Genomic DNA, 22,032 nt, shown 5'->3' on the forward strand with positions numbered 1-22,032 from the left:
GCCGCCATCGTGCTGAGAGGTCAAAAATGTCTTTATCTTCCGTACCCGCGATGCCGCCGCCACTCCTGCGCAGCGGCGTGTCGACCTGGGTTGCTACCTTCGTCGCCTGCGTCTGTGCCTTCATGGTCGTGGTGGACGGTGCCATCGTGAACGTAGCGTTGCCCGCGATGCGCGATGAACTCGGTCTGTCACCCGTCCAATTGCAGTGGGTCGTCGACATCTACCTGCTGTTGCTGGGAGGGTTCATGTTGCTCGCCGCCCGCGCCAGCGACATCTATGGGCGTCGGCGCCTTCTGCTGTGGGGGTTGGCGCTGTTCACTGGCGCCAGCCTGGTCGGCGGTTTTGCGACGTCCGGGACCATGCTGCTGGCCTCGCGCGCAGTGCAGGGTTTGGGCGCGTCGGTGCTGGCGACCTCACCGCTGGCCGTCATCGTCGCGGCCCATTCCAAGGGCCCGGGTCAGGAACGAGCGATCGGCCTGTGGGCGGCCTGCGCCGCGATGGGCTCTGCCTTCGGGGTGGTCATTGGCGGCTTGCTGACGAGCCTGGCCACCTGGCGCTGGGTGATGTTCATCAACATACCTGTCGGAATCGTCCTGGCCGCGGTGGTTGCCGGCTGTCTGCGCCCTCAGCACACAGACGACGCCCGGGCGAAGCTGGATGTTCTGGGCGCGTCCACGGTCACGCTGGCGCTGGCCTCGTTTCTCTATGCGATCTCAGAATCGGTGCATGCGGGTTGGATGTCCGGTACCGTGCTCGGTGCGCTGGCCACCGCGCTGACCATGTTCGTGGCCTTCATCGCCGCTGAACGCCGTTCGGCTCGGCCCCTGATCAACTTTGAAATATTTCGCCTGCGAAACGTAACGATCGGGATGGCGATGGTGTTGAGCCTCGGCGCAGTTCTCACTGTGTCGATGTTCTTTCTGTCGCAGGCTCTGCAGCGGATCGACGGGCGCAGTCCGCTCGACACCGGACTGGCTTTGCTGCCAATGGCTTTGGCATTGGCCGTCGCATCGATCGCATCTCGGTATTTGCGGGACGCTGGCTTTGGCAAGTTGCCCTTTATCGGCAGCCTCGTGTCGGCCGCAGGACTGATCTGGCTCCATTGGTTGCCCGTTCATCCATCGCAAGCCAGCGAATTTCTGCTGCCCACATTGCTGGTCGGCGCTGGCAACGGGTTGGTGATGATGAGTGCCACGCAAGCAGTGCTTGCAGGAGTTCCGCGGAAAGACTCGGGTCTGGCAGCAGGACTACAGAACACGGCACGCCAACTGGGTGGAGCCGTGGGCATCGCAGTGCTGGGGGCCGTCGCCCATTCCGTCATGGCGACGCAATTGGCCACCGGGCAACTGCCCCAGGTGGCCGAACTTGCGGGCTACCAGTTGGTATTTTTAATGGCAGGCATCGTCAGCGTTCTCTCGGCCTTCGCGTCGCTGATGCTCGAGCACGCGCCCGCATGAAAGGTCTCCCGCGTCACTCCACCTTGAAACCCGACAGCGCCGGGTCGCCCTCGGGGTAGCGCAGGTCCAGGCGCCCCAGCACTTCGCGCAGCACGGTGGCGATCATCAGGTTGCGGTGGGTCTTGGAGTCGGCCGGCACGATGGTCCAGGGCGCCCAGGGCGTGTGCGTGGCGCCCAGCAGGGTGCCGTAGGCGCGCTGGTAGTCATCCCACTGCTGGCGCGCGGCGATGTCGCCCATGTCGAACTTCCAGTGCTTGGCCGGGTCGTCCAGGCGCTCCTGCAGGCGCTGGCGCTGCTCCTCGCGGCTGATGTGCAGCATGAACTTCACCACCACGGTGCCCGTTTCGGTGAGAAGGCGTTCGAAGTCGTTGATGTGCGCTAGGCGCTGGCGGTGCTGCTCGGGCGTGATCCAGCTGTTCACCACCGGCACCAGCACGTCTTCGTAGTGGCTGCGGTTGAACACCGTCAGTTCGCCCGCGCCGGGCACCTGCTGGTGGATGCGCCAGAGGTAGTCGTGGGCGCGCTCGGTGTCGGTAGGCGCTTTCCAGCCCACGGCGTGCACGCCCAGCGCGCTCATGCGGCCAAAAACGCCGCGCACGGTGCCGTCCTTGCCCGAGGTGTCGGTGCCCTGCAGGATGACCAGCAGCTTGTAGCGCCGGTCGGCATACAGCAGGTCTTGCAGCGTGTCGAGCTCGACCGCGAGTGCCTCGACCCGGGCCTTGTCGCTCGCCTTGTCCCCCTGCGAGAACGGCTTGGCCGAAGGGTCGAACCGGGCCAGGTCCACCGCGGCCGGGCCATCGCCCTGGCTCCCGGCCTTTTCGGCCTTCGCGCCTGCCTTTGCATCGGACTTTGCATCGGCCTTCGCGCCTTCCTTGGCAGCTTTGCCTTTGCCCGGGGCGGCCGCCGGCGGCTGCCACTGCGCCAGGCGCTGGGCGATCTCGTTGGGCGTGAGGGGAGCGGGAGCGCGGATTGCCATGGACGTGTCCTGGTCGGGTGGGGAAGGCCCTAGTGTCGCGCGGGCCGGCCCGGACCGTGCGGCGAATCCGCGCCGCACAATCGTCGCCCGTGCCTTTGCCATCACCGAGAAAGCCCCCGACATGCCCGATGACCGCGCCGTGATTTCCGCCGAGACCCCCGACCCTGCCGACCTGGCTGCCCAGGCCGGCGCCACCGACGCCGCCGTGGATTCGGTCGCCCAGGCCCTGCTGCAGGCCCGCGCCAGCGCCGTCCCGGCCGACCCCGAACCGCTGGCCTCGGCCCTGCCCGATGCCGACGCCGCCTATGCCGTGCAGAACGCCGTGGCGCATGCGCTGGGCTGGTGGTCCACCGGGGCGCCCCGCTACTGGAAATCCGGCGGCCCGGACCGCAGCGCTGTGCTCACCCATGCGCCGCTGCCCGAGGCCGGCGTATGGACGCACCCCGCCCACGCGGGCGCCTGGCCGCTGTCGCTGCGCGGCATCGAGGCCGAGATCGCCCTGCGGCTGGGCCAGGCCGTGGACGCGGCCACCGCCGCGCAACTGGCCGACGGCGAAGGCGCGCACCTGATCGACGCCATGGCCGTTTCCATCGAAATCGTGGAAACCCGCTGGGCCCCGGGCAGCAAGCCGGCCGCGCTGCTCAAGCTGGCCGACCAGCAGTCGCACGGCGCGCTGGTGCTGGGCGACTGGGTTCCGTTCGACGCCAGCGCGCCGCCCGACTGGGCGCAACAGCGCTGCACGGTGCGCATCACGGGGCAGGACGCGGTGGCGCGGCAGGGCACCCATTCGCTGGGCGATCCCGCCTGGCTGCTGGCGGCGTGGCTGCGCCATGCCACGCAGCATTTCGGCACGCTGCCGGCCGGCACCGTGGTCACCACCGGCACCTGGGCGGGGCTGCAGCACGCCCGGCTGGGCGATGCGGTGGAGGTGGCGTTCGAGGGCATCGGCAACGCGAGCGTGCAGCTGTAGCCGGGCGCCGTCGCGTCCCTGCTGTGCGGCAGGCTTTCAGGGGAAAGGGATGGATGCTATGAAAAACATAGCTATCCACCCTAGTGGAATATGCGCTAGAGCCTGTTTTGACCTGAAGTCCGTACTGCCTGCCGCGCGATCAGTTCCACGAAACGGCGGGCGCCCAGGCCCAGCGGCCGCTCCTTGGACCACACCACATCCACCCACAGCGCGACGCCGTTGCTCAGGTTTTCGAACGGCATCTCCACCAGCGAGCCCGCCGCGATGCGCGGCTGCACCAGCGCACGCGGCTGCCAGCCCCAGCCCAGGCCGGCTTCGATGAGCCCGAGCGCAGCCAGGTGGTTGTCGGTGCGCCAGTGGTGGCGCGCGAACACGAAGCGCGGATCGGTCTGCGCCAGGTCGCGGCTGGCGACGACGATCTGGCGCGTGGTGGTCAGGTGCTCCTCGCGCAGCAGGGCGCTGGCGGCGGGTTCGCCGCGGGCCGTGGCCGCCGCCTGCGCGGCCGCCAGCACGGGGTGGCCGGGCGCCATGACCGCCACCAGGGTCTCGTTGCCCACTTCCTGAAAGCCCTCGCGCCCGTCGATGCTGGGCCGCTCGAACACCAGCGCCAGCTGCGCGCGGCCGGCATGCAGCAGCGCCAGCGCATCGGCCTGCGGCGCGGCCAGCACCTCGACCTGCAGCAGCGGGTGCTCTTCGGCCAGCGCGGCCAGCGGGCTGCGCCAGTGGCCCGCCAGCAGTTCGGGGGCAATGGCCAGGGTGAGGCGCTCTTCCAACCCCTGCGTGAGGGCCAGCGCCTGCGCGTTCAACTGCTTGAGCTGCGCCGCCAGCAGCCGCGCCTGCGGCTCTAGCGCGCGGGCGGCGGCGGTGGGCCGGGGCTCGCGCCCGGTGCGGTCGAAAAGCGACACGGCCAGCTCGGCTTCGAGATGGGCGATGGTCATGCTCACCGCCGATGGCACGCGCGACAGCGCCCGCGCCGCGGCCGAGAAGGAACCCTGGTCCAGCACGGCCAGAAAGACCTGCACGCTGTCGGAAGAAAAGGCCATGGGGCCCAGTATCTATCAATAAAACTGAAACAAGCTGACTTTATGTATCAGCCCAGCGCACATAAAGTCGCGGCCATGTCATTGCCCAACGCTTCCATCGCCGGTTCTTCTTCCGCCTCCGCTCCTTCCGCCCACCGCCCCACGGGGCTGCAAGGCGTGGCGCGCCGTGTGCTGTACGTCGCGCTGTACGAGCTCATCGCCATCGCGGCGGCCACAGTGGCGCTGGCCTGGCTCACCGGGCAGGGATCGGGGCATTCCAGCGTGGTGGCCGTGGCAGCCTCGGCCATCGCGGTGGTGTGGAACCTGGTGTTCAACTGGGCCTTCGAGCGCTGGGAGGCCCGCCAGCCCGTGCGCGGGCGCAGCACGGGGCGCCGCATCGCCCACGCCATCGGGTTCGAGGGCGGCCTCGTTTTCTCGCTGGTGCCGCTGTTCGCGTGGTGGTTCGAAGTGAGCCTGTGGCAGGCCTTCGTGATGGACCTGGGGCTGATCGCGTTCTTCCTTTGCTACACCTTCGTCTTCAACTGGGGCTTCGACCGCATCTTCGGCCTGCCGGCCTCGGCCCAGGCGGGCGGGGCTGCGGCTGGCGACGCGGCGCAGACCGCTCGGTAACGTTGGTCGGCAGTTGGTCGGCAACGTTCGCCCGTTGCGTCAGTAGGGCAGCGCGAACCCGTTGCGCCCGGCGTTGATGCGCATCGCGGTGGGCTGGCCGTTCACCTCCTGCGCGGTGAGCGACACGCTGGCGCCGGGCACCAGCAGGCTGCGGTCGCCGGCGCGGAAGGTCACCACCGGGGCGCCGGGCGGCACGGTGACGGTTTTTTCGCCCCCCTGGTACTTGAGCCGCAGCGTGCGGCCCTTGCCGGCGTCGGCTGCATCGGTCACGTCCGCCACATCGGCCACCGTGGCGTTGGTCATGGTGCTTTGCGGCTGCAGGTCGAACGGGCGGTGGCCCTCGCCGGTGCCGCGGGCGGATTCGGGAAACACCGTGACCGCGATGGCGCGCTGCGTGCCGTCCGCCTGGGGCAGGGCGGCCGTGCCGATGAAGCTGCCGGGCCGGATGTCTTTCAACGCGATCGGGTAGACCTCCTGCACCACCAGTGTGGGCGGCAGGGCCAGCGCCACCGTCTGACCGCCGCGTTCCTTCACGGTGAGCGTGGTGGCCGTGGCCGCTTCGACCGTGCCGCGCAGGCGCACCGTCGGCGAAGGCGAAGCGGGGACCTGCGCCGTGGCGGCGCCGGCGCCCACCAGCAGCGTGGCCGCCACGAAGAGCGAGAGCCGGGACAGCGGGGAGCGCTGGGAGCGCGGTGGCAGAAACGCGGGACGGTGAGACAGCTTCATGGGGCAGGTAGGCAGTGGAGGAGAAACCATGATGCCCCAAGCGGCTGAAAGCCGTGGGCCGTGGCCACGCCGCCCCTGCGCTGCCTCACATCGCCGCGCCGAACCGGTAGCTCGATACCGTCACCCCGCCGTACACGCCCTCTTCGTTGTACACGCACAGGGCGGGCTCGGTCTCGGCGGCGCCCACGGCCACCATCAGCGGAATCAGGTGGTCTTCGCGCGGGTGGGCGGTCCGGGCGAAGGGCGCGTCTTCCCACGCGATCAGGCGTTCGACCCGCGTGGCCGGGTCGGAGTACGCCAGCGTGTCCTGCAGCCAGCGGTCGAAGGCCATCGACGGGGCCAGCCCGGCCTGGCCGAAGCGGCGCAGGTTGTGATAGCTCAGCCCGCTGCCGACGATCAGCACGTTCTCATGGCGCAGCGGCGCCAGCGCACGGCCGAGCGCCAGATGCTGGGCGGGGTCCAGATCGCGTTGCAGCGACACCTGCAGCACCGGCACGTCGGCGGCCGGGTACATCACCTCCAGCGGCGAGAACGTGCCGTGGTCGAAGCCCCGCTCGGCGTCGAGCCGGCTGGGCAGCCCCGCGGCCTCGATGAGCCCGGCGATGCGCTCGGCCAGGGCCGGCGCGCCGGGGGCGCGGTACTGCACCTCGTAGGTGTGGGGCGGAAAGCCGGAGTAGTCGTACACCATGGGCGGCTGGGGGTTCGACATCACCGCGAAGGCCTCGTCCTCCCAGTGGCCGGACACCACCAGCACCGCTTGCGGGCGGGTTTCGATCTGGCGCGGAATGTCTTCGAGCGACCGCTCCAGCGCCTGCATCGCGCGGCGCATCTCGGGCACGTAGGGCCAGGGGCCGCCGCCGTGGGACAGGAAATAGGTGGGCAAGGAACTCATGGTCTGGCCTTGTGAAAAGGGTGGCACGGATCGGGCAGAGGGCGCACAGGCAGGTCTGCCAAGGCTAAGGCATGCGGGGTTTCAAGCCGAACCGCGCGGGCGGACCGGCGCGCGCCGGGCGCGGCCCCACAGCACGAAGGCGCACAGGGGAAGCAGCACGAAGTTCAGCGGCAACGCCATGGCCTCGCCCCGGCTCAGGTGAAAGGCGATCGCCAGCACCTGCAGCACCACGCAGCACAGTGCGGCCAGCACCGTCAGCCGGGGCAGGATGCGCGTCAGCGACGGCAGCAAGATGCCCAGCCCGCCCGCGATGTCGATCAGGCCGATGGCGCGCACGAAGGCGGCCGGGTACTGCCCGGTCCACGGCATCATCGCGCTCAGTTCGGGGATGGGCGTGGTCAGCTTCACGAAGCCTGCGCCGCAGAACACCACCGCCACCAGAATTTGCGCGACCCAGAGGCCGACGCGCAGCGGTTTGCCCGCAGGCGGGGTGGAGGCAAGGGATGGAAAAGGAGTGGTGGCCATGTCGGGTCTCCGAAGGTGCCGCAAGGAACTGCGGCGGTTGGGTGGAAAAGAGCGGGACTGAATGGAATTTAAAGTTTCCCATCCAGGAAATCGATGGCGTTAAAGTCATCGAATCATTTCCTGATCGGGCAACCATGATCCTTCCCAGCCTTGAACTGACCGGCCTGCGCGTGTTCCAGGCCATCGTCGAAGCCGGCAGCTTCAGTGCGGCGGCCGACCGCCTCGGCATGGCGCCGCCCATGGTCAGCAAGCACATCGCCCGGCTGGAGCGCACGCTGGGCGCACGCCTGCTGCACCGCACCAGCCGCAGCATGAGCCTGACCGAGGCGGGCACCGCCTTCTACGAGCAGGGCCGGCAGGCGCTGGAGCTGCTCGACACGGCGGTGGCTTCCGTGGGCCAGGGCCAGAGCCGGCCACGCGGCGAGTTGCGCATCAGCGCGCCCGTGTGGTGCGCCACCCCGCGGTTCGCCGGGCTTCTGGCCGAGTACCGGCAGGCTTTTCCCGAAGTGCGGCTGGACCTGCACCTGGACAACCGCATGGTCGACATCGTCTCGGAAGGCTTCGACGTCGCGCTGCGCATGACCGCCGAGCCTGCGCCCCAGCTGATCGCGCGGCCCCTGTGCCCTATCGCTTTCCACTTGGTTGTGGCGCCCGGCGCGATGCCGGTGCCCGTGGAAGGCACCGCGTCGCAGCCGGTGCCGATGGTGGTGCCCAACTATTTGCAGCTGGAGCGGCTCAAGCACGGCCTGAACGAGGGCACGCGCTGGCGCATGGATGCGGTGATGAAGTCGAGCGACACCACGCTGAGCTACCACGCCGTGGTAGCCGGCATGGGGGCGGCGTTTCTGCCCGAATGGCTGGTGGAGCAGGACCTGGCCAGTGGCCGGCTGGTGAAGCTGCCGGGCAATGCCGACTTCGAAGGCACGCTGCATGCCGTCTATGCCAGCCGGCGGCAGATGCCGCTCAAGCTGCGCAGCTTCATCGATTTTCTGGCGGAGCGGTTGGGAGGAGCGCCATCGCCGCCCTGACGCCAGTGACCGTTCCCGCGCCAGGGACAATGCGAACAGCCGTTGCCGGCAATCCCGGCAACCAAGTCAGTCCATCCAACGCAATGCGACCCCCTGGAAGGGCACGATGACAGAAACGAGGACCGTCCCGTCCCAAGGGTCGCTGCTGTCGGTGCAGACCGCGGGACAAGGCCTGCCCGTTGTATTCCTCCATGCGGCGGTTTGCGACCGGCGCATGTGGGCCGCCCAGATGGGCGCATTGGCCGGCACCTGCCGGGTGATGGCCTATGACCGCCCCGGATTCGGTGACTCGCCCCTGCGCACGGCCGATTCGTCATCGATGGCGGATGGGCTGGCCGTTCTGGAGGGCCTGGGCGTGACGGAACCGGCTGTCGTGGTGGCCTGTTCCCAGGGCGGCCGCATCGCGCTGGAGATGGCGCTGGCGCATCCGTCCAGGGTGCGGGGCCTCTTTCTGATCGCCCCCTCGCTCAGCGGCGCCCCGGCGCCGGCGTATCCCCCCGAGATCGAAAGCCTGCTGCGAGCGCAGCAACTCGCGGAGCAGGCGCGGGACTGGGAGGCACTGAACCACATCAAGGCACGCCTCTGGCTGGACGGCCCCCTGTCGCCCGAACTCAGGGTGGGGGGTGACGCGCGAAAGCTGTTCCTGGCGATGAATGCGATCGCCATCGCGAACAGGCTCCGGGGCGGGGAGACAAACAACGTGCCGGTGTACGGCCGGCTCTCGGAGATCCGGTTGCCTGCCTGGGTGGTCTGGGGTGACCTGGATTTTCCCCACGTTCAGCAGCGCGCCCAGATGGCCGCAGAACAGATGCCGAATGCGGAGGGGATCGCGTTGCACGGCGTGGCGCATCTGCCGTCCCTGGAGTGCCCCAATGCCGTCACGGACTTGCTGAGGCAGTTTTTGGGCGAGATATGAAGCAGGCGTGACGCGACGCGTGATTTCGGGCAGGTGGAGCGAACGCTATTCGCTTCCTTTGATGATGGCTCCCACCCACTTCGGTCCTTGAAATCCATGGTCCACGAAGCCCCATCTGCTTCCCAGTTCGGTTCGAAGCTTCAGTAGTTCGGGATTCTCCAAATTTTCCGCGTTAACACGCCAAAAGCCTGCCTCGGCCGCAGGTATGCGCGAGGCAAGCAGAAGGGCTTCACGGCCTGAAAGCGTCACGAGCTCGAGCCGGTTGATGCGGCGAGCACCCGCTGTCAGGTAGGAACGAATTGCGCCAAAGTCATCGAGCGCGTACGTCGACTTTGTTGATTTTCCAGACCAACCCCGCCTGTGAATGACCAGCGTTCTGTTGGTGGTGATCTCAACCTCCTCTTGGGCCACAAGCCAGCTTCTCCACGACAGCAAGGCCGAGACCGCGAAAACAACCACGCCACAGCCTGCAGTGGCAGGTCCCCATTCACTTCGCAGAACAACAATGGCATAGAAGAACGCCATGGTCATAACTGCAAACAAGGTGATCGGTCTTTGGCCGTCACGCCAGCGAGGAAAGCGCAGTCTCATTCAGTTTCTCGTTCGATCAGCCATGTTTTGACGGCACCCAGGTTTCGGATTCACCGCAAGAAAGTTTTGCGAAGCAGGGCTCCGTTGCGCCGTGCAAACTATAGCTTTCGTGCCGGCAGAACGCTTGCGCTCATCAGGCCGGAGAACGGTCCCGATGACGCGCTGACCGGTCAACAAGGAACTGGCCTCGGCCACGCAGGGGGCGGAGGCGCGCGATGTCGAAGGGCGCCGTGGGCCCGAACCTAGTCCTGCAGCAGCTGCCCCGCCAGCGCCGCCGCGGCGGTGCGCGTTTCTACGCCGAGCTTTTCGAAGATGTGCTCCAGGTGCTTGTTCACCGTGCGCGGGCTCATGCCCAAAATATCAGCGATATCGCGGTTGGTCTTGCCCTTGGCGAGCCACGACAGCACCTCGGTCTCGCGAGGGGTCAGCGCAACGGGCGGCAACCGCGGCGCGGCGGTGCCTGCGGCCGGGCCCTGGCTGAGCAGCAGCATCGACTCGGCCAGGCCGCTCGCGCCCAGGTGGCGGGCCTGCAGCTGGAGGCCGCCGGGCAGGGGCGTGCCGGCTTCGCCCTGCCGCTGGGCCTGCGCCAGCCAGCGCGAGGGGTCGCCCGCGGGAGCGTCGCCGTGCCCGCCGAAGGCGGCCTCCAGCCAGCGCGTGGCCTGCGGCGAACGCCAGGCGATGCGGTCCTGGCCGTCGAGCACGACCACGCCCAGGCCCGCCACGTCCACGGCCTCGCGCGCCAGCCGGGCCGCCTGCGCGTTGGCCACGTGCGTGGCCAGGCGGGCCATCACCTCGGGAATGCGCAGGGGCTTGACCACATAGTCCACGCCGCCGCTGGCAAAGCCGCGCAGGATCTGCTCGGTCTCCGACAGCCCGGTCATGAAGACGATGGGCACGTGCGCCCACGGCGGCGTGGCCTTGATGCGGCGGCACAGCGCGAAGCCGTCGGTGCCGGGCATCACCGCATCAAGCAGCACGCCGTCGGGCACGGTCACCTCGAAGCGCTCGATGGCCTCGTCGGCATCGCGCGCGGCCAGCACGGCATAGCCTTCGCATGCCAGCGCATCGCACAGCATGCGCAGGGTGTCCAGCGCATCGTCCACCACCAGGATGACACGGCGCGGGGCGGCGGCCTGCACGCTGTCAGGGGAGTTCGTCATGTTCGGGTTCTCGCAGAAGGTGGGCCAGTGCATCGAAGTCGAAGCGGTCCGCGCAGGCCTGCAGCTGCGCCAGCGCGGCGGCGTGGCCGGGCAGGCCGTCGCGTGCGCCGCGCAGCCGCTCGCGCACGGCGGCGGCCTGGCCCTGCCGCGCCAGGCGGTTCAGGTCTTCGCGCAGGTCGGCGGGCAGGGTGTGGGGCGGCGGCGCGGGGCTGGCGGGTGGCGAACCCTGCGTGGCAGGGGCCTTGGGCGGCGTGTTGTCGTGCACCCATTCGAGCCGCAGCGCGCCCTGCAGGGCCTGCAGCAGTTCCGATTCGATGACCGGCTTGCCCACGAATCCCTGGCACTGGGCCGCGGCCAGCCGTGCGGGTTCGTTGTCGAACTGGTTGGCCGAGACGAAGACGATCGGTAGCCCGGACGGGGGCCGCAGGCCCCGCAGCAGCGCGGCGGTCTGCCAGCCGTCGAGGTCGTCCATGGTGATGTCCAGCAGCACGAGGTCGGGCGGGTCGTGGCGCACGATCTCCAGGCATTCGCGCCCGCTGGCGGCCTCGCGCACCGTGAACCCCAGCGGCACCAGCAGCCCGGCCAGCAACTGGCGCTGCAGGGGCTGGTCGTCCACCACCAGCAGCGTGCGGCGCGGCGCGATGTAGCCGATCACGGGCCGCAGGGCGACGGCATGGGTGGGCCGCCATGCCGGGTCGGGGGAAATGCCGGGCAGGTACAGCCGCACGGTGAAGGTGCTGCCCTGGCCGTGCCGGCTGGCCACGGTGAGCTGCCCACCCATGAGTTCGGTGAGCAGGTGCGTGATGGTCAGGCCCAAACCCGTGCCGGCCTCGCTCGCGCGCCGGCCGGCGCTGCCGCGCTCGAACGGCAGGAAGATGCGCTCCAGGTCCTGCGGTTCGATGCCGATGCCGGTGTCGATCACTTCGATGCGCGAGACGTGCGGGCGAAAGTCCAGCCGCAGGCGCACTTCGCCCTGCTGGGTGAAACGCACGGCGTTGGACAGCAGGTTGATCAGGATCTGCCGCAGCCGCTTGGCGTCGGCGCGTATCCATCCGGGCATGGTGCCCAGCGTTTCGACCACGAAGGCCAGGCCCCGCGCCTCGGCCTGCGGGCGCAGCATGCCTTCGACGTTGCGGATCAGCTCGGCCAGGGGCAGCGGAGCCAGGTCCAGCCGCAGCCGGCCCGCTTCGATACGGGCCAGCTCCAGCGAACCGTCGATCAGCGCGTGCATGTGCTGGCCGCTGTGCTGCATGGTGGAGAGCGTCTCGCGCATCCAGCCGCCGGTGTCGGGGTTCTTGAGCAGGATCTGCGTGTAGCCGAGGATGCTGTTGAGCGGCGAGCGCAGTTCGTGCGTCATGCCCGCCACGTAGCGGGTCTTGGCCAGGCTGGCGGATTCCGCGCGGTCCTTGGCGGCCTGCAGCTCGGCATCGGTGCGCTTGTGGGCCTCGATCTCCTGCAGCAGCAGTTGCGTCTGCCGCTCGGACTCGTCCTGCGCCATGCGCCGGCTGTCGGTGCTGAGCACCACCCACCAGGCGCACACGGCCGCGAGCAAGGCGAGCAGCGCGAACACCTTCAGGAACGGGGTGCGCAGAAACTGCGCCGGCGTCTCCAGCCCTTCCTGCACGTACACCACGCCCACCAGGAAGGCCATCACCGCGCACAGCGACACCAGCACCATCAGGTACTGGCCCAGGCGGAAGTTCACGCGCGCGGCCCAGGTGCGGGGTAGCAGCAGCGCGGCCACGGCACGCAGCTGGTCGGCCGCGCGCGAGCCGGTCTTGCAGCGGTCGTGGCAGCGCGATTCGAGCGAGCAGCACAGCGAGCAGATCGGCGCGCCATAGGCGGGGCAGCGCGCCATGTCTTCGGATTCGAACTGGTTCTCGCACACCGCGCAGCGCACGGCCTCGCCAGGCTGCCAGCCGGTGTCCGGCGTGCGTGCCAGGTAGTAGCGCCCGCCGGTCGCCCAGGCCAGCAGCGGCGACAGTGCCATCGACAGGGCCAGCGCGATGAAGGGCGAAAACGCCGCAGCATGGTCGCCCAGCAGGCCGGCGTAGGCGCAGCAGGCCACGGCGGCCGCGAGCACCATGGCGCCCAGTCCCACGGGGTTGAAGTCGTACAGATGCGCGCGGCGGAACTCGATGCCGGGCGGCGACAGCCCCAGGGGCTTGTTGATGACGAGGTCGGCCACCAGCGCGCCGACCCAGGCGATGGCCACGTTGCTGTACACGGCCAGCACTTTCTCCAGCGCGCCGAACACGCCCAGCGCCATCAGCAGCGTGGCGATGCCCACGTTGAACACCAGCCACACCACGCGGCCCGGGTGACTGCGCGTGATGCGGGCGAAGAAGTTGGACCAGGCCAGCGAGCCGGCGTAGGCGTTGGTGAGGTTGATCTTGATCTGCGAGACCACCACGAACACCACCGTGAGCGCCACGGCCAGCCCCGGCAGCCCGAGGGATTGGGTGACCTGCGTGAAGCCGGCCAGGAACATCTGCGTGGGCTCGGCCGCGCGGTGCGTGCCCACTTCGAACTGCAGCGCCGCGAAGGCGAGGAACGCGCCGCCTGCCATCTTGAGCATGCCCGTCACGATCCAGCCCGGCCCGGCGACCAATACGGCACCCCACCAGCGCCAGCGGTTGGCGGCCGTGCGTTCGGGCAGGAACCGCAGGAAGTCCACCTGCTCGCCGATCTGCACCACCAGCGAAAAGATCACTGCCGCCGCGGCGCCGAACATCAGCGGATCGAACTGGCTGCTGCCGCTCTTGAGGCCCGACAGTCCCGCGAAGTCGCGGTACAGCTGCGGCTGCGCCAGCGCGATCCACACGAAAGGCAACAGCAGCAGGAAGAGCCACAGCGGCTGCGTCCACGCCTGCAGCTTCGAGATCAGCGTGATGCCGCGCATCGCCATGGGCAATATCACCAGCGACGACAGCATGTAGCACCACTGCAGCGGCCAGTCCACCACCATCTGCAGCGCCAGCGCCATGATGGCCGCCTCCAGCGCGAAGAAGATGAAGGTGAACACCGCGTAGATCAGCGAGGTGATGGTCGAGCCCAGGTAGCCGAAGCCCGCACCGCGGGTGAGCAGGTCCATGTCCAGGCCGTAGCGCGCCGCGCAGTAGGCGATGGGCAGGCCGGTGAGAAAGATCAGCACGCCCACCGCCAGGATGGCCCACATCGCGTTGGCGAAGCCGTAGTTCAGCGCGATGGCGCCGCCGATGGCCTCCAGCGCCAGGAACGACAGCGAGCCGAAGGCGGTGTTGGCCACGCGCCATTCGCTCCAGCGCCGAAAGCTCTTGGGCGTGTAGCGCAGCGCGTAGTCCTCCATCGTTTCGTCGGCCACCCAGGCGTTGTATTCGCGGCGGAACCGAAAGATCGTCTGCGGTGCGGTCTGCGGGGTGGGCGTGTCGGGCGGGGCCATGCCGGCCTGCATGCAAGAAACGTTCTTGTCCGTGCCGGGCGAGGGCGCGCACGGGCGGGCTACGTCAATTGACGTATGGGCGCGCAGCAGGGTTGTCCCTAATCTTGGCCCCAGCGCGGAACCACCGACGCACTGCCGACAACCCCTGTCGCCCCCTTACCCCTTCTGCCTGTTGCAAGGAGCGCTCCCCATGAAGCACCCCCTCGATCCGAATGTCTCCAGCCTTCCCGCCGCGGACGCGGGCCGCCGCCGCCTGCTGCAGGCCATGGGCGCCGCGTCGGTGGCCGGACTGCCGGCATGGTCCTTCGCGCAGCCCACCGCGCAGGTCAACACCACCAAGCTGGCCGTGACCGACACCGAAGTCACCGTGGGCCAACTGCACTCGGCCACCGGCACCATGGCCATCTCGGAGACGGGCTCCATCCAGGCCGAGCAGCTCGCCATCGACCAGATCAACGCCATGGGCGGCGTGCTGGGCCGCAAGATCAAGGTCATCAAGGAAGACGGCGCCTCCGACTGGCCCACGTTTGCCGAAAAATCGAAGAAGCTGCTCATCAACGACCACTGCGCCGCGGTGTTCGGCTGCTGGACCAGCGCCTCGCGCAAGGCCGTGCTGCCGGTGTTCGAGAAAGAGAACGGCCTGCTGTATTACCCCACGTTCTACGAGGGCCTGGAGCAGTCCAAGAACGTGATCTATACCGGGCAGGAAGCCACGCAGCAGATCCTGTACAGCCTGGAGTGGGCCAAGACCGAGAAGAAGGCCAAGACGTTCTTCCTGATCGGCTCGGATTACATCTGGCCCCGCACCTCGATGAAGATTGCGCGCAAGCACGTCGAGAACTTCCAGAAGGGCAAGATCGTTGGCGAAGAGTACTACCCGCTGGGCAGCACCAACTTCGGCTCGCTGATGAACAAGATCAAGGTGCAAAAGCCCGACTGCCTCTTCGTCGCCGTGGTGGGCGGCTCCAACGTGGCGTTCTACAAGGCGCTCAAGGCGGCGGGCATCACGGGCGACAAGCAGCTGCTGGTGACCCTGTCGGTCACCGAGGACGAGATGACCGGCGTGGGCGGTGAGAACTTCGCGGGCTTCTATTCGTCGATGAAGTACTTCCAGTCGCTGGACAACGAGAACAACAAGAAGTTCGTGGCCGCGTTCAAGGCCAAGTACGGCCCCACTGCGGTGATCGGCGACGTCACGCAGGCGGGCTACCTCGGCCCCTGGCTGTGGAAGGCCGCAGTCGAAAAAGCCAAGAGCTTCGACGTGGACAAGGTGGTGGCCGCATCGCCGGGCATCGAACTGAAAACCGCGCCCGAGGGCTACGTGAAGCTCGACGCCAACCACCACCTGTGGAGCAAGTCGCGCATCGCGCAGGGGCTGCCGGACGCCACGTTCAAGGTGGTGGCGGAATCGCCCGAACTCATCAAGCCCGATCCCTTCCCCAAGGGGTACCAGTGACCACCCCCTGAGGCGCTTCGCGCCTTCCCCCTCTCTCGCTGCGCGGGAGGGGGACGACACCCTCGGTGCGGGGCGGCCCTTCCTCGGCGTCCCCGGCATGAGGCCGCGCCGGTCGTCAGTCCCGCGCCTGGTGCGGACTGTCGCGAGGATGGCACTGTCGCATCGGTATTTTTTCCTTGATGGGCTTGCACGCAGGAGCTGCACCATGACTTTTTCCGAAATGCTCAACATCGGCCTCATGCAGGGCTTCGCCGGCCTGAGCCTGTTCGCCGTGCTGCTGCTCATGGGCCTGGGGCTGGCCATCATCTTCGGGCAGATGGGCGTGATCAACATGGCGCATGGCGAGTTCATGACCATTGGCGCCTACACCATCTACCTGGGCTCCACGCTGGCTTCCACGCACGCGCCGCAATGGGTGCCGTTCTATTTTCCGCTGGCCATCGTCGCGGCCTTCGGCTTCGCGTTCATCGCGGGGTGGCTGGTGGAGTGGGGACTGATCCGCCACCTGTACAAACGCCCGCTGGACACGCTGCTGGCCACCTGGGGCATCAGCCTGGGGCTGCAGCAGTGCTTTCGCACCTTCATCGGGCCGAAGGAAGTGAGCCCGACCCTGCCCGATTGGCTGCTGGGTTCGTGGGCACCCGCCGAGGGGCTGGACATTCCCATCAACGGCCTTTTCGTGCTGGCCCTCACGCTGGTGGTAACGGCCGGTGTGCTGCTTGCGCTGCACCGAAGCCGATGGGGCCTGCGGGTGCGCGCCACGGTGAGCAACCGCGTGATGGCCAACGCCATCGGCATCGACACGAAGAAGACCGACCGCCTCACCTTCGCCATCGGCTGCGGCATCGCGGGGGTGGCTGGGGCGGCTTTCACCACCATCGGCTCCACAGGGCCGACCTCGGGGTCGCTCTACATCGTGGATGCGTTCCTCGTCGTGACCTTCGGCGGCGCCGCCAGCCTGCTGGGCACCGTGGTGTCGGCCTTCGGCATCGCCCAGACGCAGTCGATCACCGAATTCTTCCTGGCGGGCTCGATGGCCAAGGTGATCACGCTGTCGCTGATCGTGCTGATCCTGATGGTGCGGCCGCAGGGCCTGTTCGCCAGCAAGGTGCGCCGATGACCGCCCGCAGCAACCCACGTCCCGCCCCCGCTTGCGCCCAGAAGATCGGAGTCCTTCCATGAACGCCCTGAAAGCCTGGATACGGCGCTACCAGCTTGCCAGCCTGGTGCTGCTCACGGTGTTGTTGGCCGTGGTGCTGCCGCTGGCGCTCGACATCTTTCGCCTGAACCTCGTGGGCAAGTACCTCACCTACGCCTTCGTGGCCATCGGCCTGGTCATGGTGTGGGGCTACGGCGGTGTGCTGAGCCTGGGGCAGGGCGTGTTCTTCGGCCTGGGCGGCTACGCCATGGCGATGTTCCTGAAGCTCGAAGCGTCCGACCCCGTGAGCACCAAGATCCAGTCCACGCCGGGCATCCCGGACTTCATGGACTGGAACCAGATCACCGAGCTGCCTGCTTTCTGGGTGCCGTTCAAGAGCCTGCCGTTCTCGCTGGCGGCCGTGATCGTTGTGCCCACGCTGCTGGCCTGGATCGTGAGCTTCGCCATGTTCAAGCGCCGCGTGGGCGGCGTGTATTTCGCGATCATCACGCAGGCCGTGGCGCTGATCTGCACGGTGCTCATCATCGGCCAACAGGGCTACACGGGCGGCGTGAATGGAATGACCGACTTGAAGACCCTGTGGGGCTGGGACACGCGCACCGACAGCGCCAAGTACATCCTGTACTACGTGTGCGTGGCACTGCTGGTGCTGTCCATCGTGCTGTGCCGCTTCATCCAGACCAGCAAGCTGGGCACGCTGCTGCTGGCCATGCGCGACAAGGAAGACCGCGTGCGGTTCTCGGGCTACGACGTGGCCAATTTCAAGGTGTTCACCTTCTGCCTGGCGGCGGCGCTTTCGGGCATCGGCGGCGCATTGTTCACGCTGCAGGTGGGGTTCATGTCGCCGAGCTTCGTGGGCATCGTGCCGTCCATCGAGATGGTGATCTACGCGGCGGTGGGCGGGCGCATGAGCCTGGTGGGCGCCGTGTACGGCACGCTGCTGGTCAATGCGGGCAAGACGTATTTCTCGGAGAGCTTTCCCGATCTGTGGCTCTTTTTGATGGCGGCGCTGTTCATCGGCGTGACCATGGCCTTCCCCATGGGGTTGGCGGGCCTGTGGGAGAGCCATGTCGTGCCCTGGTGGAAAGGCCGCCGCGAGGCCCTGCGCCAGGCCGCCGTGCCGCCGCCCGCTGCAGCCCCGCGAGCCCCTTCCGAGCTCGATGCGGCCAAGGGTCAGCGCGCCCCGGGCCTGCCCGAAGGCCCCCGCAGCCAGAGCGCCTGACCGCGCACGCCACACCCCGCACCACGCACCGGAGCCCTTCCCATGAGCAACACCGACTTCGCCCTGGCCGTGGAAGACCTGACCGTCTCGTTCGACGGCTTCAAGGCCATCGATACCCTCACGCTGTACGTGGACCGCAACGAGTTGCGCGTGATCATCGGCCCCAACGGCGCGGGCAAGACCACGCTGCTGGACCTGATCTGCGGCAAGACGCGGGCCACCAGCGGCAGCATCAAGTTCAAGAACGAGGAGCTGACGCGCATGGCCGAGCACAAGCGCGTGCGGCTGGGCATCGGCCGCAAGTTCCAGACGCCGTCCATCTACGAGAACCTGTCGGTCTTCCAGAACCTGGAGGTGTCGTATCCCACCGGGCGCACCGTGTTCGGCGCGCTGGCGTTTCGCTGCACCAGCGCGGTGAAGGAGCGCGTTCAGGACGTGGCCGACGACATCGGCCTGGGCGAGCTGCTGGCCACCGAGGCCGGCCTGCTCTCGCACGGCCAGAAGCAATGGCTGGAGATCGGGATGCTGCTGATGCAGGAGCCCGAACTGCTGATGCTGGACGAGCCCATCGCCGGCATGAGCGCCCGCGAGCGCGAGCTGACCGCCGAGCTGCTGCAGCGCATCTGCAAGAACCGCGCGGTGATCGTGATCGAGCACGACATGGAGTTCGTCAAGCGCATCGCGCACAAGGTCACCGTCATGCACCAGGGAAAGATCCTGGCCGAGGGGTCGATGGACAAGGTCCAGAACGACCCCAAGGTGATCGACGTGTACCTCGGCCACTGAAACGCATCCGCACACAGGAGCATCCGCATGCTGCAAGTCAAAGACCTGTTCGTGGCCTACGGCCAGAGCGAAGCGCTGCACGGCATCTCGTTCGAAGGCCGCGCCAACGAGACCGTGGCCATCATGGGCCGCAACGGCATGGGCAAGACCACGCTGTTCAAGAGCCTCATGGGCGTGATGCCCGTCAAGAGCGGGCACATCGCCGTGGACGGCCAGGAGGTGACGAAGGACGAGAGCTTTCGCCGCGTGGCCAAGGGCATTGCCTATGTTCCGCAGGGACGCATGATCTTCCCCACGCTCACGGTGGAAGAGAACATCCAGACCGGCCTGGAAAACTCCAAAACGCGGCAGATTCCCGACGACATCTATGCCCTGTTCCCCGTGCTGTGGGACATGCGCCGCCGCAAGGGCGGCAACCTCTCGGGCGGGCAGCAGCAGCAACTGGCCATCGCCCGCGCCCTGGTCACCGACCCCAAGGTGCTGCTGCTGGACGAGCCCACCGAAGGCATCCAGCCTTCGATCATCAAAGACATCGCCAAGGCGCTGAACGAGATCCGCAAGCTGCGCCAGATCACCATCGTGGTGAGCGAGCAGGTGTTGTCGTTCGCGATGGACGTGGCCGACCGCCTGTTCGTCATCGAAGGCGGCCGGCTGGTGCACGAAACGGCCCGCGCCGACACCGACCAGCAGCGCATCAAGGCCTACCTGTCCGTCTGACCGGCCGCTGCCGGGGCGCATTTCCGATTCCCCGTTCCCTTTTTTCCCCTCTCGCCTTCCCTTCACTTTCCAGGAGAGCACGCCATGGCTGAAACCCTCATCCACGTCGATCTGAGCCAATCGCCGACCCAGAACGAGAACATCCACAACCGCTGGCACCCCGACATTCCCATGGCCTGCTGGGTCAACCCGGGCGACGATTTCATCCTGGAGACCTTCGACTGGACGGGCGGCTTCATCAAGAACAACGACAGCGCCGACGACGTGCGCGACATCGACCTGACCACCGTGCACTACCTGTCGGGACCGGTGGGCGTGAAAGGCGCCGAGCCCGGCGATCTGCTGGTGGTGGACCTGCTGGACATCGGCGCCAAGCCGGACAGCCTGTGGGGCTTCAACGGGTTCTTCTCGAAGAAGAACGGCGGCGGCTTTCTGACCGAGCACTTTCCCGAAGCGCAAAAGTCGATCTGGGACTTCAAGGGCATGTTCACCAGCTCGCGCCACATTCCCGGGGTGAACTTCGCGGGCCTGATCCACCCCGGCCTGATCGGCTGCCTGCCCGACAAGCCCATGCTGGACCTGTGGAACGCCCGCGAGCAGCAATTGATCGACACCGACCCCACCGCGGGCCTGGCCAATCCGCCCTCGCCCGGCACCGCCCACATGGGCCGCATGACCGGAGAGGCGCGCGACAAGGCCGCGGCCGAGGGCGCCCGCACCGTGCCGCCGCGCGAGCACGGCGGCAACTGCGACATCAAGGATTTGTCGCGGGGATCGAAGGTGTTCTTTCCGGTGTACGTGGAGGGCGCGGGCCTGTCGGTGGGCGACCTGCATTTCAGCCAGGGCGATGGCGAAATCACGTTCTGCGGCGCCATCGAAATGGCCGGCTGGGTACACATGAAGGTGACGCTGATCAAGGGCGGCATGGCCAAGTACGGCATCAAGAACCCGATCTTCAAGCCCAGCCCGATCGTGCCGACCTACAACGACTACCTGATCTTCGAAGGCATCTCGGTCGATGAAGCCGGCAAGCAGTATTACCTCGACGTGAACGTCGCCTACCGCCAGGCCTGCCTGAACGCGATCGAGTACCTGAAGAAGTTCGGCTACAGCGGCGCTCAGGCGTATTCGATCCTGGGAACGGCCCCGGTGCAGGGCCACATCAGCGGCGTGGTCGATGTGCCCAACGCGTGCGCCACGCTGTGGCTGCCGACGCAGATCTTCGAGTTCGATATCAACCCCAACGCCAATGGCCCGGTGAAGATGCTGGACGGCAGCATCGACATGCCGCTGTCGCCCGACCTCGTCTGACCAGCCGCCACCCGACAGGACACCGCGCCATGCCCACCTACGACTACCAGTGCGCCACCTGCGGCGGCTTCGATGCCCTGCGCAGCCTGGCGCTGCGCAACGAGCCCGCTGCCTGTCCCCAGTGCAGCGCCGCATCCCCCCGCGTTTTCGCCAGCGCCCCGCGGCTGGCCTGCGTGAGCCCGGAGCAACGCCGCGCTTTCGACACCAACGAGCGGGCGCAGCATGCGCCGCGGTCCTCCCGCAACAGCGAGGAAGGGAGCTACGGGCGCATGCGGCATCCGGCGGGGTGCGGCTGCTGCAGCACGGGCAAGCGCGGGGCGACGGTGACGGCGCCGAACGGAGCGAAGGCGTTTCCGTCGAAACGGCCCTGGATGATCAGCCACTGACTGTTGTGAGACGTTGGTAGGCCTGGGGGCCGGTCCTGCGGTCCCCCACCCGCGCAGGGTCGAGAAGGCACAGGGCGATGGCGGGCCCGGGGGACAGGCTGCGCAGTTGTCTTACCCGTGGGCGGTGTCCGTTGCGACACATTTCGTCCATGGCAAATCGTGCTGCGAGGGTTTCGAAACGGTGTCCCTGGGCGGCGGCAGGCTGGCGCCGCGCCGGGATCGCATTGTTTCCGCTGCTGGCATTGGCCGGCTGTGAAGGCCGCGATGACCTCGCGGTCAGCGGATGCCTGCCGCTGCGCGCGCCGGCCCGCGTGGTGCTGCTGCAGGAGGCCGGCCTGTACCAGATGCGCGACGCATCCACGCTGGTGCTCTCAGCGCATCCGCGCGATACGTCGAACGACAGCTTCCACGGCATGCGGCGGGTTCGCACGCTGCCGCCCGGCACCCCGCTGGAGATAAAGCGGTTGGAACAGGCCTGGGGTTTCGATGTGGGCAAAGGGCGCATCAGCGCGTTTGGCACTGCACCGCAGGGCGAATCCTTCGAATACGGCTGGGGTGGCGGCACGCAGATCGGCCGCGCGCCCTGGGAGCCGGCCTCCGTTCCCAACCTTCGTGCGGTGCAGTGTGGCGATTGACCTCCGTTGCCGGTCTACCGTCCCGTGTGGACTGGGCGCTACCCGT

The 22,032-nt window shown here is 67.8% G+C and carries 21 protein-coding genes; 13 read left to right on the plus strand and 8 right to left on the minus strand.

Going from position 1 to position 22,032, the window contains the following annotated elements; translation table 11 throughout:
• Positions 1-26: 26 nt before the first annotated feature.
• Positions 27-1,457 carry an MFS transporter gene (locus BLT03_RS14765; protein ID WP_092744521.1) on the plus strand — a complete coding sequence of 477 codons (1,431 nt, stop codon included), beginning with the start codon at positions 27-29 and terminating at the stop codon, positions 1,455-1,457.
• A 13-nt stretch (positions 1,458-1,470) separates the two neighbouring features.
• Here BLT03_RS14765 and BLT03_RS14770 read toward each other — a convergent pair whose 3' ends face one another.
• Positions 1,471-2,433: a PPK2 family polyphosphate kinase gene (locus tag BLT03_RS14770; RefSeq protein WP_245711406.1), complete on the minus strand. Its 963-nt coding sequence runs from the start codon at positions 2,431-2,433 to the stop codon at positions 1,471-1,473.
• Between the two features lie 121 nt (positions 2,434-2,554).
• Between BLT03_RS14770 and BLT03_RS14775 the strand changes: the two genes are divergently transcribed.
• Positions 2,555-3,403 carry a fumarylacetoacetate hydrolase family protein gene (locus BLT03_RS14775; protein ID WP_092744522.1) on the plus strand — a complete coding sequence of 283 codons (849 nt, stop codon included), beginning with the start codon at positions 2,555-2,557 and terminating at the stop codon, positions 3,401-3,403.
• Positions 3,404-3,498: 95 nt separating this feature from the next.
• Here BLT03_RS14775 and BLT03_RS14780 read toward each other — a convergent pair whose 3' ends face one another.
• Positions 3,499-4,446 carry a LysR family transcriptional regulator gene (locus tag BLT03_RS14780; RefSeq protein ID WP_092744523.1) on the minus strand — a complete coding sequence of 316 codons (948 nt, stop codon included), beginning with the start codon at positions 4,444-4,446 and terminating at the stop codon, positions 3,499-3,501.
• A gap of 147 nt (positions 4,447-4,593) precedes the next feature.
• On the opposite strand from BLT03_RS14780, the gene BLT03_RS14785 reads away from it, so the two are divergent.
• Positions 4,594-5,055, plus strand: a complete 462-nt coding sequence (locus BLT03_RS14785) for a PACE efflux transporter (RefSeq protein WP_092744614.1) — start codon at positions 4,594-4,596, stop codon at positions 5,053-5,055.
• A 39-nt stretch (positions 5,056-5,094) separates the two neighbouring features.
• Here the strand turns inward: BLT03_RS14785 and BLT03_RS14790 are convergent, their stop codons facing one another.
• The 3 genes from BLT03_RS14790 to BLT03_RS14800 form a co-directional block, all read right to left on the minus strand.
• A complete protein-coding gene (locus BLT03_RS14790; RefSeq protein ID WP_245711407.1) occupies positions 5,095-5,781 on the minus strand; it encodes a hypothetical protein in 687 nt (228 codons plus the stop codon).
• An 85-nt stretch (positions 5,782-5,866) separates the two neighbouring features.
• A complete protein-coding gene (locus tag BLT03_RS14795) occupies positions 5,867-6,673 on the minus strand; it encodes a DODA-type extradiol aromatic ring-opening family dioxygenase (protein ID WP_092744524.1) in 807 nt (268 codons plus the stop codon).
• Between the two features lie 81 nt (positions 6,674-6,754).
• Positions 6,755-7,198 carry a DoxX family protein gene (locus BLT03_RS14800; RefSeq protein WP_092744525.1) on the minus strand — a complete coding sequence of 148 codons (444 nt, stop codon included), beginning with the start codon at positions 7,196-7,198 and terminating at the stop codon, positions 6,755-6,757.
• A gap of 134 nt (positions 7,199-7,332) precedes the next feature.
• Here BLT03_RS14800 and BLT03_RS14805 point away from each other — a divergent pair, with 134 nt between their 5' ends.
• Positions 7,333-8,226, plus strand: a complete 894-nt coding sequence (locus BLT03_RS14805; protein WP_092744526.1) for a LysR family transcriptional regulator — start codon at positions 7,333-7,335, stop codon at positions 8,224-8,226.
• A gap of 106 nt (positions 8,227-8,332) precedes the next feature.
• Positions 8,333-9,142: an alpha/beta fold hydrolase gene (locus tag BLT03_RS14810; RefSeq protein ID WP_092744527.1), complete on the plus strand. Its 810-nt coding sequence runs from the start codon at positions 8,333-8,335 to the stop codon at positions 9,140-9,142.
• A 45-nt stretch (positions 9,143-9,187) separates the two neighbouring features.
• Here BLT03_RS14810 and BLT03_RS23975 read toward each other — a convergent pair whose 3' ends face one another.
• The 3 genes from BLT03_RS23975 to BLT03_RS14820 form a co-directional block, all read right to left on the minus strand.
• The gene (locus BLT03_RS23975; RefSeq protein ID WP_139160402.1) at positions 9,188-9,733 is read right to left on the minus strand and encodes a hypothetical protein; all 546 of its coding nucleotides are present in this window, start codon (positions 9,731-9,733) and stop codon (positions 9,188-9,190) included.
• 242 nt (positions 9,734-9,975) lie between these two features.
• A complete protein-coding gene (locus BLT03_RS14815; RefSeq protein WP_092744528.1) occupies positions 9,976-10,893 on the minus strand; it encodes a response regulator transcription factor in 918 nt (305 codons plus the stop codon).
• Positions 10,877-14,314 (minus strand): hybrid sensor histidine kinase/response regulator, encoded by a 3,438-nt coding sequence (locus BLT03_RS14820; protein ID WP_175537768.1) that lies wholly within the window; start codon positions 14,312-14,314, stop codon positions 10,877-10,879. The genes BLT03_RS14815 and BLT03_RS14820 overlap by 17 nt, the downstream gene beginning before the upstream one ends.
• A 190-nt stretch (positions 14,315-14,504) precedes the next feature.
• On the opposite strand from BLT03_RS14820, the gene urtA reads away from it, so the two are divergent.
• The 8 genes from urtA (at position 14,505) to BLT03_RS14860 (ending at position 21,986) form a co-directional block, all read left to right on the plus strand.
• A complete protein-coding gene (gene urtA / locus BLT03_RS14825) occupies positions 14,505-15,770 on the plus strand; it encodes an urea ABC transporter substrate-binding protein (RefSeq protein ID WP_092744530.1) in 1,266 nt (421 codons plus the stop codon).
• Positions 15,771-15,975: 205 nt separating this feature from the next.
• Positions 15,976-16,890: an urea ABC transporter permease subunit UrtB gene (gene urtB, locus BLT03_RS14830; protein WP_092744531.1), complete on the plus strand. Its 915-nt coding sequence runs from the start codon at positions 15,976-15,978 to the stop codon at positions 16,888-16,890.
• A gap of 58 nt (positions 16,891-16,948) precedes the next feature.
• A complete protein-coding gene (gene urtC / locus BLT03_RS14835) occupies positions 16,949-18,151 on the plus strand; it encodes an urea ABC transporter permease subunit UrtC (RefSeq protein WP_092744532.1) in 1,203 nt (400 codons plus the stop codon).
• A gap of 42 nt (positions 18,152-18,193) precedes the next feature.
• Positions 18,194-18,937 carry an urea ABC transporter ATP-binding protein UrtD gene (gene urtD / locus BLT03_RS14840; RefSeq protein ID WP_092744533.1) on the plus strand — a complete coding sequence of 248 codons (744 nt, stop codon included), beginning with the start codon at positions 18,194-18,196 and terminating at the stop codon, positions 18,935-18,937.
• Positions 18,938-18,964: 27 nt separating this feature from the next.
• The gene (gene urtE / locus BLT03_RS14845; RefSeq protein WP_092744534.1) at positions 18,965-19,654 is read left to right on the plus strand and encodes an urea ABC transporter ATP-binding subunit UrtE; all 690 of its coding nucleotides are present in this window, start codon (positions 18,965-18,967) and stop codon (positions 19,652-19,654) included.
• 84 nt (positions 19,655-19,738) lie between these two features.
• Positions 19,739-20,965, plus strand: coding sequence for a formamidase (fmdA, locus tag BLT03_RS14850; protein WP_092744535.1), 1,227 nt, complete (start codon positions 19,739-19,741; stop codon positions 20,963-20,965).
• 29 nt (positions 20,966-20,994) lie between these two features.
• The gene (locus BLT03_RS14855) at positions 20,995-21,351 is read left to right on the plus strand and encodes an FmdB family zinc ribbon protein (protein ID WP_092744536.1); all 357 of its coding nucleotides are present in this window, start codon (positions 20,995-20,997) and stop codon (positions 21,349-21,351) included.
• Positions 21,352-21,500: 149 nt separating this feature from the next.
• Positions 21,501-21,986 (plus strand): hypothetical protein, encoded by a 486-nt coding sequence (locus tag BLT03_RS14860; protein WP_139160403.1) that lies wholly within the window; start codon positions 21,501-21,503, stop codon positions 21,984-21,986.
• Positions 21,987-22,032 lie beyond the last annotated feature (46 nt).

It is taken from the genome of Paracidovorax valerianellae (genome assembly GCF_900102625.1).
GTDB lineage: Bacteria > Pseudomonadota > Gammaproteobacteria > Burkholderiales > Burkholderiaceae_C > Paracidovorax > Paracidovorax valerianellae.